Annotated in this window: 11 protein-coding genes; 8 read left to right on the top strand and 3 right to left on the bottom strand. The window is 43.2% G+C overall.

The annotated features are described in order from the left end of the window. Positions 1 to 44: 44 nt before the first annotated feature. From ACFGVS_RS14430 to ilvA, 7 genes are all read left to right on the top strand, one after another. A complete protein-coding gene (locus ACFGVS_RS14430) occupies positions 45 to 431 on the top strand; it encodes a GxxExxY protein (protein WP_439699129.1) in 387 nt (128 codons plus the stop codon). A gap of 71 nt (positions 432 to 502) precedes the next feature. Next, entirely contained in the window at positions 503 to 1,093 is a 591-nt protein-coding gene (gene leuD, locus ACFGVS_RS14425) for a 3-isopropylmalate dehydratase small subunit (RefSeq protein WP_439699128.1), read from the top strand. A gap of 67 nt (positions 1,094 to 1,160) precedes the next feature. After that, positions 1,161 to 1,946: a methyltransferase domain-containing protein gene (locus tag ACFGVS_RS14420; protein ID WP_439699127.1), complete on the top strand. Its 786-nt coding sequence runs from the start codon at positions 1,161 to 1,163 to the stop codon at positions 1,944 to 1,946. A 49-nt stretch (positions 1,947 to 1,995) separates the two neighbouring features. Further along, positions 1,996 to 3,069 carry a 3-isopropylmalate dehydrogenase gene (gene leuB / locus ACFGVS_RS14415; protein ID WP_439699248.1) on the top strand — a complete coding sequence of 358 codons (1,074 nt, stop codon included), beginning with the start codon at positions 1,996 to 1,998 and terminating at the stop codon, positions 3,067 to 3,069. An 87-nt stretch (positions 3,070 to 3,156) separates the two neighbouring features. After that, positions 3,157 to 3,915, top strand: coding sequence for a class I SAM-dependent methyltransferase (locus ACFGVS_RS14410; RefSeq protein WP_439699126.1), 759 nt, complete (start codon positions 3,157 to 3,159; stop codon positions 3,913 to 3,915). 172 nt (positions 3,916 to 4,087) lie between these two features. Further along, positions 4,088 to 5,254: a 2-isopropylmalate synthase gene (locus ACFGVS_RS14405; RefSeq protein ID WP_090643220.1), complete on the top strand. Its 1,167-nt coding sequence runs from the start codon at positions 4,088 to 4,090 to the stop codon at positions 5,252 to 5,254. A gap of 2 nt (positions 5,255 to 5,256) precedes the next feature. Then, positions 5,257 to 6,507 (top strand): threonine ammonia-lyase IlvA, encoded by a 1,251-nt coding sequence (gene ilvA / locus ACFGVS_RS14400; protein ID WP_090643225.1) that lies wholly within the window; start codon positions 5,257 to 5,259, stop codon positions 6,505 to 6,507. Positions 6,508 to 7,385: 878 nt separating this feature from the next. Here the strand turns inward: ilvA and ACFGVS_RS14395 are convergent. Beyond that, positions 7,386 to 9,293, bottom strand: coding sequence for a hypothetical protein (locus tag ACFGVS_RS14395; protein ID WP_439699125.1), 1,908 nt, complete (start codon positions 9,291 to 9,293; stop codon positions 7,386 to 7,388). 379 nt (positions 9,294 to 9,672) lie between these two features. Between ACFGVS_RS14395 and ACFGVS_RS14390 the strand changes: the two genes are divergently transcribed. Continuing rightward, a complete protein-coding gene (locus ACFGVS_RS14390; protein ID WP_439699124.1) occupies positions 9,673 to 10,266 on the top strand; it encodes an MltR family transcriptional regulator in 594 nt (197 codons plus the stop codon). A gap of 44 nt (positions 10,267 to 10,310) precedes the next feature. Here the strand turns inward: ACFGVS_RS14390 and ACFGVS_RS14385 are convergent, their stop codons facing one another. After that, positions 10,311 to 10,772, bottom strand: a complete 462-nt coding sequence (locus ACFGVS_RS14385; RefSeq protein WP_439699123.1) for a hypothetical protein — start codon at positions 10,770 to 10,772, stop codon at positions 10,311 to 10,313. A 6-nt stretch (positions 10,773 to 10,778) separates the two neighbouring features. Beyond that, the gene (locus ACFGVS_RS14380) at positions 10,779 to 11,663 is read right to left on the bottom strand and encodes a hypothetical protein (RefSeq protein ID WP_439699122.1); all 885 of its coding nucleotides are present in this window, start codon (positions 11,661 to 11,663) and stop codon (positions 10,779 to 10,781) included. Positions 11,664 to 11,709: the final 46 nt, after the last annotated feature.

Raw genomic sequence — 11,709 nt, 5'->3', positions numbered from 1 at the left:
TTAATTAAAAGGTTAATTCAGAAATTATTAAGACTGATTCATAGGTGCAAAAAGATGAATTGACATATAAAATAATTGGCTGTGCAATGAAGGTTCATAACACTTTAGGTAATGGTTTTCAGGAAGTAATTTACCAAAGATGTTTGGCGATTGAATTGGCAAAACTGGATATCAAATTTGTACGTGAAGAAGAGCACACCATATTTTACGAGGGAGTTAACGTTGGGTCAAGGAGGGCGGATTTTATAGTGGAAGGAAAAATATCCGTTGAATTAAAGGCAATAATAAATTTAGAGGATGTTCATTTAGCACAAGCAAAAAACTACACAGTAGCTTATGATTTTCCAATAGGCTTACTCATAAATTTTGGTAGTCAAAGTTTACAATATAAATTAATCTTCAACCCCAAATACAACATAAAATTTAATTGACATTAACAGCCAGAATTTAAAAAAATGACAGGTATTCTGTAAATTCTTAAATTCTGTAAATTCTGATTCAGATGGCAACCAAAATATTCAAACACATACAAACCAGCGTGGTGCCCCTGCCTATCGAGAACATCGATACAGACCAGATTATCCCTGCGCGTTTTTTGAAAGCCACTACCCGCGAGGGCTTTGGCAATAACTTATTTCGCGATTGGCGTTTTGATGAGAATGATAACCCTAAACAGGATTTCGTGCTCAACAACCCAAACTATAGCGGCAAGATCCTGGTTGCAGGCAAAAACTTCGGTTGCGGCAGTAGCCGCGAGCATGCGGCCTGGGCCATAGCCGATTATGGCTTTGATGCCGTGGTAAGCAGCTTTTTTGCCGATATTTTTAAAGGCAACGCCCTTAACAATGGCTTGCTGCCGGTACAGGTGAGCGAAGATTTTTTAAAGAAGATCTTCGACGCGGTTTATGCCGATGAACACGCGGTAGTTGAGATTGACCTGGTAGACCAGTTCATCCGCCTGGTAACTACCGGCGAGCAGGAAAGCTTTGAGGTTAACCCCTACAAAAAAGCTTGCATGACCAACGGCTACGATGATATAGACTACATCCTGAGCAAAAAGGAATTGATCCAGAAATTTGAGGAAGCGAAATAGTTGATGGTCAATAGTCCATAGACCATGGATAAAACACCATGGACTATGGACTAAAACTAATAAACCAATGAACAAAACAATCCAACGAGAAGGCAAAGGCACCGCAAAGTTATTTGACGAACGTAGTTTGGCGAATGATTATGCAACGCTCGCGTCTGCCCTTAAACCCGGCCTAAGGGTGTTGGATGTGGGTTGCGGTACGGGGGCGATATCTAAAGATATAGCCGCTAAAGTTGGGGATACCGGTCATGTTACGGGCATTGATAATACGGAGTTCTTTATCCAAAGCGGAAAGGAAACTTATGCTGATGTTAAAAACCTCGATCTGATTTATACCGACTTGTTTGCATACGAACCGGAAGAACAGTTCGATCTGATTGTAGCCGCAAGGGTTTTACAATGGCTAAATAATCCGGTGGAAGCTTTAAAGAAAATGTACTCGCTTTTAAAACCGGGTGGCATGGTGTCCATATTGGATTATAACCACGAAGCGCTGGAATGGCAGCCGCAACCGCCGCCAAGTATGCTGCGGTTTTACGCTACTTTTTTAAGATGGCGCGGTGATGCCGGCATGAACAACCACATAGCCGAAGACCTGCCAGCTTATTTTACCGAGGCCGGCTTCAAAGATATTGAGGTGTTTAACGCCGACGAGGTTTACCAAAAAGGCGAGGAAAACTTTATACGCAAAGCAGGCATCTGGGCAAGTGTAGCACAGTCTAAACAAATGGTAGAGGAAGGTTATATTGACGACGAACTGCGCCTGCTGGCCATCGATGAATATACCGAATGGGTAGCAACCGATGCCGAGCGCATGACAATGAAACTAAAAGAAATAAGAGGAACTAAGTAATAATTAACTCAAAAAATTCCCCCTTCAGGGGGTTAGGGGGCTTATGGGAATTCAGAAACACATTTTAGTAATACCCGGCGACGGGATAGGTCCCGAGGTTACCACCTGGGGTAAAGCGGTTTTAGAAAAAATTGGCCAGGATTTTGGCCATGAATTTACCTTCGACGAGGCCCTGATGGGCCACGCCGGTATCGAGGCTACGGGTAACCCGCTGCCCGACGAAACTTTGGCAAAAGCAAAAGCCAGCGACGCCATTTTGTTTGGCGCCATCGGTCACATCAAATATGATAATGATCCATCTGCCAAGGTTCGCCCCGAGCAGGGATTATTGAAGATCCGTAAAGAACTGGGCTTGTATGCCAACCTGCGCCCTATCATGTTATTTGATGAGCTGCTGGATGCATCGAGCCTTAAACCGGAGATTTTGAAAGGTACCGACATACTTTTCTTCCGGGAACTTACCGGCGACGTTTACTTCGGCGAGAAAAAACGCAGCGAGGACCGCAATACTGCGTCGGATCTGATGATCTATTCCCGCTACGAAGTAGAGCGCATCGCCATTAAAGCCTACGAAGCTGCCATGGTTCGTGGCAAAAGATTATGTTCGGTAGATAAAGCCAACGTGCTGGAGGCTTCACGCCTGTGGCGCGAGGTGGTGCAGGAGATAGCCAAAAACTATCCCGAGGTTGAAACCGAACACATGTTTATTGACAACGCCGCCATGCAGTTGGTTAAAAACCCTAAAAAGTTTGATGTGGTATTAACCGCTAACCTTTTTGGTGATATCTTAACCGACGAAGCATCGCAGATTGCAGGATCAATGGGTATGCTGGCATCGGCATCAATTGGTGATGGCACCGGCTTTTTTGAACCTATCCACGGTTCGGCACATGACATTGCCGGCATGGATAAGGCTAACCCATTGGCATCTATATTATCTGTAGCTTTGATGTTAGAGATCAGCTTCGGCCTTAAAGACGAAGCCAAACTCATCACATCGGCCATTGATAAAACGCTGAAAGAAGGCTACCGCACCGGCGATATTGCCGATGCAAAAACCGACAAGAGCAAAATTTTAGGCACCAAAGCAATGGGGCAAAAAGTGCTTGAGTATTTAGGTTAAAGGCAAAAGGTCAAAGGCGAAAGGCAGAAAAACCTGCTAAGACTAATGACTAATGACAGCGAAGCGAAATGACTAATGACTAATAAAATGAAGTGGAACGCTGATTTATACGACCAGAAACATGCCTTTGTATTTCAATACGGCGAGGATGTTTTGGCTTTGCTGGATGTTAAACCCGGCGAACATATCCTGGATATTGGTTGCGGCACAGGCCACCTAACCAAACAGATACAGGATAAAGGTGCCATTGTAAAAGGTACCGACTATTCGCCGGATATGATTGCGCAGGCAAAAAAACTGTTCCCCGGTGTTGATTTCGCGGTAGAGAACGCTGCCGATTTTTATACTGAGGAAAAGTACGATGCCGTTTTTAGCAACGCGGCCCTGCATTGGGTTTTGGATGCCAATGGCGCTATCAAAAGTGTTTACAATGCCCTTAAACCCGGCGGCCGTTTTGTGGCCGAAATGGGCGGCAAAGGCAACGTGGCCAAACTATTGGAGGCCATCCGCCTGGTACTCCAAAATCATGGCTATCCTGATAAAGCCGAAACCAAAGTATGGTATTTTCCATCCACAGCCGAATACGCCAAACTATTGGAAGACCACGGCTTCCGGGTAACTTTTACGGCTCATTACGACCGTAAAACCCCGTTGCAGGACGGCGACCAGGGCGTAGCCAAATGGGTAACCATGTTTGGCGCCCAGTTTTTAGAAGGCATCCCCGAAGAAGAAAAAGAACAAATACTAAAAGAAATAACCCACAAGCTGGAGCCCTATTATAACGAAGGCGGCCAATGGTACGCCGATTATAAAAGGCTAAGGTTTGTGGCAGTTAAAGAACAGTAGCAAGTAGTTAGTATCAAGTATCAAGACTTTTAATTGATTCTTGAATTAACGATATTTATAGATTAATTAAACACACGAAGGGTAGTTATATAGGCACACGGAGCAAAAAATCTTGATACTTGATACTTGCTACTATGTACTAAAACAACTACTTACTACTAAAAAGAAGAATATGTTACACGATCCCAACCGCGTTTATGTTTTTGATACCACGCTTCGCGATGGCGAGCAGGTACCAGGGTGCCAGTTAACCACCCCCGAAAAGATTGAGATAGCAAAAGAACTGGAACTACTGGGCGTGGATATTATTGAAGCCGGTTTCCCGGTTTCAAGTCCGGGAGATTTTCAGAGTGTTGTCGAGATTTCGAAGGCAGTAACCAACCCTACCGTTTGCGCGCTTACCCGTGCCAACAAGGGCGATATTGATGCTGCTATCGAATCACTAAAATATGCCAAACATCCGCGTATCCATACCGGTATCGGCTCGTCGGATATGCACATCAAGCATAAATTCAACAGCACCCGCGAGGAGATTTTGGAGCGTGCCGTTGAAGCCGTAAAATATGCCAAACGCGCGGTAGAAGATATCGAGTTTTATGCCGAGGATGCCGGCCGCGCCGATGTGGTGTACCTGGCCCAAATGGTCGAGGCTGTTATTGCCGCCGGTGCTACGGTGGTAAACATCCCCGATACCAATGGCTATTGCCTGCCCGATCAGTATGGTGCCAAGATCAAATTCCTGAAAGAGAACGTTAAAAACATCGATAAAGCCATCATCTCGGTACATTGCCATAACGATTTGGGTTTGGCCACCGCCAACTCCATCGCCGGCTTACAAAACGGTGCCCGCCAGATAGAAGGCACCATCAACGGCATTGGCGAACGCGCCGGCAATACTTCTATCGAGGAAGTGGTCATGATCCTGAAAGTGCACCAGGTGTTGGGCTTAAAAACCAATATCGATTCAAAACGGTTTTATGAACTAAGCCAGATGATCCGCACGCAAATGCGCATGCCGGTACAGCCTAATAAAGCTATTGTAGGCAGCAACGCCTTTGCGCACAGCTCGGGTATTCACCAGGATGGTTTCCTGAAAATGCGCGAAAATTACGAGATCATTCGCCCTGAAGATGTAGGCTTTCCGAGCGCCACAATAGTGCTAACCGCGCGCAGCGGCAGGCATGCTCTGAAGTTCCACCTGGAACGCCTTGGCTTTAGTTTGGATAAAGATGAACTTGCCCAGGTATACAACAAGTTTTTAACGCTTGCCGATGTCAAGCTGGATATAAATGACGAAGACCTGCAAGGCTTAATGGCCCACAGGCTGGTAAAAAATTAATAATGGAAACCGAAACTAAAAACCTGCTCGATTTCGATTCGGCTTACGAACGATTGAAAGGGGTTGTTAAACGCACTCCACTGGAGTATAATGCCGGCTTATCGGCCAAATACGAGTGCGAACTATATTTAAAACGCGAAGACTTACAAATAGTACGCTCCTACAAACTGCGCGGCGCTTATAACATGATAAGCCAGCTTACGCAGGACGAGCTTGACCGCGGCGTAGTATGCGCCAGCGCGGGCAACCACGCGCAGGGCGTAGCCTTTAGCTGCAGCCGCTTAGGTACCAAAGGCGTAATTTTTATGCCCGAAATTACCCCCAAACAAAAAGTTACCCAAACCGAAATGCACGGCAAGGGCAATATCGAGATCATTTTAACCGGCGATACCTTTGACGATTGCCTGCGCGAGGCTTTGATATACACCGAAGCCCACCAGATGACGTTTATCCCGCCCTTTGATAATTACCGTATCATTGAAGGCCAGGGAACAGTAGGGGTAGAGATACTGCAGGACCTGCCCGATATCGAAGCCATCATTATGCCCATAGGTGGTGGCGGTTTAGCGGCCGGCACAGGCACCTACCTTAAGCAACACGTACCAGGCATTTACCTGGTAGGGGTAGAGCCCGAAGGCGCCCCATCTATGCTGGAGGCCTTTGAACATGGCGGACCAACTACCTTAAAAGAGATTAACCGCTTTGTTGACGGTGCCGCCGTAAAATGCGTAGGCAAGCTCACCTACAACCTTTGCCAGCAGGTGTTAGACGAAATGCTGCTGGTACCCGAAGGCAAAGTGTGCACCACTATATTGAAGCTGTACAACGAAGACGCCATTGTAGTGGAGCCTGCCGGTGCCCTGTCTGTAGCCGTGCTTGATGCCTGCAAGGATAAAATTAAAGGCAAAAAAGTAGTTTGCGTTATCAGCGGGGGCAACAACGATATTGCCCGCATGCAGGAGATCAAAGAAAAATCCCTGCTGTACGAAGGTTTGAAACATTACTTCATTGTCCGTTTCCCGCAACGCCCGGGAGCCTTGAAGCTGTTTGTAAACAACGTTTTAGGCCCTCATGATGATATCACCCGTTTCGAGTTCATCAAAAAAACCGAAAAAGAAAACGGCCCCGCCCTGGTAGGCATCGAACTAAAAACCGCCAGCGACTACCCAGCCCTGCTCAACCGCATGGCCGCCCACCGTTTCGACGTTATCGAGCTGAATAAAGATCAAACGTTGTTTGAGTATTTGGTGTAAAGCGGGTTCGGGTTGCGAGGGTCGGGGATCGGGATTTGTCTTGATCTTGTCTCCCACCATGTCATTGCGAGTATCCATCAGCCTATGCTTGAAAAAACAGTAATGACATAATTGCAAACGGGGCTTTTGTAGAGACGCAACATTTTGCGTCTCCCGCATGCAAATCACACATGCAAATTGAGCCTGTAAATTTTGAATGTCCTGGGGGAGACGCAAAGTATTGCGTCTCTACATTAAAAAAAAAACAACCCTGATAATCAACAGCTTACAATCATGTCATTATAAGGCACGAAGCAACCTCCTCGCATGCCGCTCAAGCCAGTTGCTTACCCCAAAATATCAAAGCCTCCCGAAGCCAAAAACTCCGGGAGGCTTTTTGTTTACCCAAGTCATGCTTGTTTCGGCACACCACAGGAAAGGTAAGCCACCTGCAAATCATTTTGACTTTTGAATTTTTCACCAATAAATTGTTTTTTTAAGGTGTTCAAGAGTGCTTCGCAGTTTTTCCTTTTGAATTTAACACGGGCGTTCCCTGCGGGCCGGGTTTTCCGCTCATACGCGCACATGGCCTTAGGCGCGGGGCAGGTATCCGCTGCACCCCGTAACGAGGAGATTGGAGGTAAATGTGGGCTTTTTCGTTTTAGAATGGCATCGTGATTTGCATACGGGCGCACAGGCCTGGAGGCCTGCGGCAGCGGGGGGGCAGCTGTCTTAATTCTAATCTCTTAACTCTTTTTCTGGCGTTCCCTGCGGGCCGGGTTTTTCGCTTATACTGCACAGGCCTTAGGCGCTTGGCAGGTATCTGCTGCAACCCCTACATGGAGGATTGGGGTTTGAAGAATGTTTCGCTTTGACGAAAATCAATTCAGTAGTTATGATCATGACAGTGGGATAAGATTTTTCGTTATAGTCTGGTGCAAGTTTGAGTTCATTAATTTTTCAAATTCATCAATCGTCAATACCCTAGGAACGTTATCGTTAAGCCAATACTTGGCATCTTTTGATGGGATAAATTCAGTAAACGCTGAAACGGCAATTCCTACTATGAACTTAAAGCCGCTGATATCATAGTTTGTTCCTTGTTTGTGTGTAAGAAACCATTGAACCTTAGCGTCCACATCGTCCAGTCCTTTATTAATCACATTTTTCAAACGGTGATCAATAGCTTTTGCCTGCCCACCGAAAATTCCAAATGAACGGGCAATCGCTTTACATTCAGCCAAAACTAAAATGTCGCCCTTAGCTACTGAATAATCAACTTGCTTAGCCGTTCCATCCAATCCTTTGGACTCGGTTGTCGGCAGGTAACTAGGAATACTTTTTAATGCCCATTCCAGTAATTCACCTTTAGCCCCACGGTCTTTTAGTGGCAGGCCTGCAAATAAGTTATATAAAATGTCACCAATAATAGAATGATCCACCAGCACATCATCGTCGTTAGTCGCGGGTAGAAAAACCTTCAAAGGACCGAAACTATCTATAAAAATTTCTGTCTGCCTTTCTTTGGTTAATGATAAAAAAGCAATTGCTTTTTCAATTTCGACAGAGTCACCTTTTAAATAAACGCCGAGATGATCAGTCGTAGTCTTCCAATTTTCTAAAATACCATCCTTTAGTTCCTGTTTTTTAAATATACGGTAGGCCCGAAACATGGCATTGCAGGCAACTATAGTATCCTTGTCATGAATCACTGAAACCATTAGGTCCAGTAACAAATTTGTTAATACCGCGACTACATAATTTAAATTCACTTTCCATTTATTTTCAAAATCGATGGCAAATTCCTGGTGTACTGTTAAATAGGTTTTGATATCGAATTGACAAAATTCGTAATTGGGGAATTGACCTTCCATAAATGTCAATTCAAGGTGCTCGGTAATCGGATCACTAAAAGCTTTTCCAAGCCTTTTGGAGAGAATTTGAACCAAAAGAATGGTACTTGGTGCCTTAATGTCCGGCAGCAAAAAAACAGCACCAGTTGCAGAGGCGGACATGGACATTTCCCGGTTGTCATAATTATTGATTAACCAGCCTAATTCTTGAGTTCTGTCATCAAATAAAATCTCCTGATTTCCGTTGTTAACAATTAGGTTTGCTCCTTTGGCCAGAATCCGGCTTTTTGATCCGGCAAGCCACATCTCGTAGGCTAGTCTCTCCAGTTCGTAATATTCAAGCAGGTTATTTTCGTCGAAGTTCGTTAATACTAGCTGAGGAGGGGCTTCTGCGAGAAACTTCAGGTCGCTTGCGAATTCTGGCAGCAAGAATAACCCATTGAAAACATCCCCAATAGTTAATTCATCGGATCTACGGAGATTCCCGCAGTGGTCTAAAATTCCATACTTTTGAATAGCAGCAGTAATGATATTCCTGCAAATCATGATTGTCTCAGGTCGGTCGTCGATGCCCATTGTTCCTGGTGCGATTCTGCGACTGACGTGAATCCAAAATTCAACTGAATACGGTTTGATAAACTTCTGAAAGTTATCTTCGAGAAAGTTCTTGTATTTCTTGATCAATTCTTGTCCTTGATTTGAATCATATCTCCCGTTTGTAACAGATGACCAAAACAGCTTTCGATAAGTATTGGATGGCTTTAACAAATGGCCAATCTTTTTGTGGAAATAGTTAAAGGCACGGGTGTGATAATTGTATATTAAGGCCGAAGGAATGCGTTTATCACGAAACTTGCCAATAAGCGCATCCCGAAATGATTGCGTTTTTTTCGCTTTGGGAGCTCTTTGAATTGGATGTGGTTTCTTTTTTTGTCTATTTTTGCTTTTAGGCATAATTTGGGTTAGGTTTTATTGCAAAGGTAATTATCATAACTAACATATTAGTGAGTAACTTAAATATGTTAATAAAACTATCATTAGTTGATTTGATTATAACTTTGCTCCCCCTTTGGCACAAGTCTTATGTTATAGAGCGATGGCGGACTTGTGACTTATAGCCCACATTACTTTGTCGATCACAAGTCCCCCTCCCCCCTCCACGCAGGACTTGCGCTAACGATGTCCTTGAGTTTGTCAGATATCCTTCATGCTTATTAATGCATAAAAGGCTCATCGATCAATATTTTGCAGAAGTCATTCAAAATAACTACTAATAAAGGTATTGGATTATAATATTTATCCTAATATTAGGGTTCTAAAATAGAATACAATAATGGATGACTTAAAAAAAGAGCAACTTGCCAATTTCGAAAAATCCTATGACGAGTTCATAAAATTTAGAAGCGAGTTATCTAAAGAAACCGATCGTGGAGTTGCACTAATGGCAGCAGCTCTATTAGATTATGAGCTAGAATTGCTAATTAAAACAAAGATGCTCGGAACATCATCCTTTCTAAAGGATTTGTTTGAGTTTAATGGCCCTTTAGGTACGTTCTCAGCAAAAATTAAAATAGCATATAGTATTGGCCTAATTAGTAAGGAAACCAAATCAGATTTGGACCTAATAAGGAAAATTAGAAATGAGTTTGGACATCAGTACACTCCTATTTCCTTCGAATCAACTTCTATCGCTGCTCTAAGCAAAAATTTGAAAGAACATATGTTTATGGATCTTAAAGTTTCTCCAAGAAGGGTTTTTATAAATGTTGCTTCAGGAATCGTTGGTAAAATTCAAAGCCAAAAAAGCCTAACAAAAAAATTTGACGAACATTTTGATACTCCAATAAGCGATGATATTAAAAATGACATATTGAGTCAATTGAATCAAATTATAAAGGATAAAACCGATTCAGAGTCTTCACAATAAAAAACTTCGTGTTATCGGTGCAATCTGCATGTTGGGCCCCCATACTAAGACAACCCCACTTCCCCAACATTCCCAAACCTGCTAATTTCACCATCATACTTAGTAGCAGATAGAATATCCCGGATTTCGGCGGGTAGTTCCGCAATTGTCGAAGGTTCAACCGGTGACGCTACCAAATGGTAATAAGGGTTATTAAAATTGTTAACCGTGGTTTTATCAAAAGAAAACAGTCCCCGGCTGGCCATTCCGGTGAAGGAGGATATGGATGGATCGGTTACATCAGGATTGGTTTTTAGGTTTTCTATGGTTTTTAATTCGGGGTTTACGTTTACGGCACATCTGTAAAATAGGCCGCTGAAGTAATCCCAAAGCTTCGCCAAATTTTCGGCAGACATAGCTACCGATGCCGGTAATGGCCCACCACCCGACGCCACGTGACCAATATGTTCGCCATTGGTAAAAAACCAATCAAAATCGTAACCCATCTGTTCAGTATCGCTGATCATTTGCTTTTAAATAGGTTTTGCATTGAATAAATTTTCCACGGCCAATCTTTCAGCAAATTCAGCAAGTTCTTTTTCCGGCTTTATAGCGTTGAATTTGTTTTTAGCTTGGTTGGCGTTGTTTGGATGTATTATTTTGCAATCCGGAAAATCAAATTCAACAAAGTAGTTGCCAAATTCATTTAACAGTTTTTCCCGCGAAACCAAAACGGTGTCTTTAATATTCCTGAAAAACTTTTTGTATTGCCTGGTTAACAAAATATAATCTGTAGCTGGCAGCACAATGGGTAAATGCTCGGTCCAGATAGTTAACGTAAACGGTTCATTATTTTGTTTCTTTTTGAAAAAGAAGATCTTTGGAACAAAATAGCCATCGCCAAGTTTTTCCTGCAGCTGCCGCCTGTTAAAATTGTATTCCCAAACCTTATAACATTCTTCCTCGCTCAGGTAACAGGTTTGCATGGGGTCAAAATGATCTTTACTTGCCCATAAGTTTGTTTTATTCCAAATACTGATTTCTTCATGCGCATTTGGTTTATATGGGTCAGAATCGGCTTGAGGATTTAAAACAAATAAACCCAGGTCCGCACAAAACTTTTCAACAAATTTGAAAGCTTCAGTCCCAAAAAATGCCGGCCGCATAAAATTGAGGTTGAATGAAAAATTCGTATCGTCAAAATCATCAATAGGTGTAATGTCCTCTTCTTCCGGCTGATTATCTGCATCGGGCTCGTTATAATCAAATGAAAAATATACCTCGGTGTCTTTATTTTCAAAAAACCATTGCGTGTTCCCTTCATTTGCCGCAACTAAATTGTTTGATAAATAATCAGAAATTTTATCGGTTGAAATTTCTTTGTCTTTTTGTTTATAGAAAAATAAATCGTAACTCATATTGGGTGATACAGTTTTGGGTGTAAAGGTTGGGTTTGTTATGCCA

It is taken from the genome of Mucilaginibacter sediminis, assembly GCF_051903035.1.
Classification (GTDB): domain Bacteria; phylum Bacteroidota; class Bacteroidia; order Sphingobacteriales; family Sphingobacteriaceae; genus Mucilaginibacter.
Note: the sequence above shows the minus strand (reverse complement) of the source record. Positions and strands in the feature narration are given on the sequence as shown.

Excerpts from the sequence above, each read along its gene's own strand:
- leuD (WP_439699128.1), top strand. The coding sequence starts at position 503 with ATGGCAACCAAAATATTCAAACACATACAAACCAGCGTGGTGCCCCTG.
- ACFGVS_RS14420 (WP_439699127.1), top strand. The coding sequence starts at position 1,161 with ATGAACAAAACAATCCAACGAGAAGGCAAAGGCACCGCAAAGTTATTT.
- ACFGVS_RS14410 (WP_439699126.1), top strand. The coding sequence starts at position 3,157 with ATGAAGTGGAACGCTGATTTATACGACCAGAAACATGCCTTTGTATTT.
- ACFGVS_RS14405 (WP_090643220.1), top strand. The coding sequence starts at position 4,088 with ATGTTACACGATCCCAACCGCGTTTATGTTTTTGATACCACGCTTCGC.
- ilvA (WP_090643225.1), top strand. The coding sequence starts at position 5,257 with ATGGAAACCGAAACTAAAAACCTGCTCGATTTCGATTCGGCTTACGAA.
- ACFGVS_RS14395 (WP_439699125.1), bottom strand. The coding sequence starts at position 9,293 with ATGCCTAAAAGCAAAAATAGACAAAAAAAGAAACCACATCCAATTCAA.
- ACFGVS_RS14390 (WP_439699124.1), top strand. The coding sequence starts at position 9,673 with ATGGATGACTTAAAAAAAGAGCAACTTGCCAATTTCGAAAAATCCTAT.
- ACFGVS_RS14385 (WP_439699123.1), bottom strand. The coding sequence starts at position 10,772 with ATGATCAGCGATACTGAACAGATGGGTTACGATTTTGATTGGTTTTTT.
- ACFGVS_RS14380 (WP_439699122.1), bottom strand. The coding sequence starts at position 11,663 with ATGAGTTACGATTTATTTTTCTATAAACAAAAAGACAAAGAAATTTCA.